Source organism: Klebsiella sp. K47 (assembly GCF_051858335.1).
Lineage (GTDB): Bacteria > Pseudomonadota > Gammaproteobacteria > Enterobacterales > Enterobacteriaceae > Klebsiella > Klebsiella pneumoniae.
The window spans coordinates 1-231 of sequence record NZ_JBPYUI010000316.1; the positions used below are offsets into that span (position 1 = coordinate 1).

Below are 231 nucleotides of genomic sequence, written 5' to 3' on the forward strand. Positions count from 1 at the left end.
CGATATTGTTTATGTCTATGTGACTCAACCAATATCTAAAGTCATGTATCAATTCAAAGTGATTGGGCATGCTGATCCATCAGAATATCCTCTTGCACAAAAAGCATTTTGGAAAGTGGTGGTCTCCGTTTACTCGTAGACTCTACTGGCCTAAAGTTTTTAGGTGAAGGTGAATGGAAGCGTAAGAAACATGGACCTGAATATCGCCGCCAATGGCGTAAGCTTCATATT

Annotated in this window: 1 pseudogene; it reads left to right on the top strand. The window is 40.3% G+C overall.

Annotation, left to right across the window (positions count from 1 at the left end):
- Positions 1 to 114: 114 nt before the first annotated feature.
- Positions 115 to 231 (top strand): annotated as a pseudogene (locus tag RRF55_RS28195) (IS5/IS1182 family transposase); the annotation flags it as partial.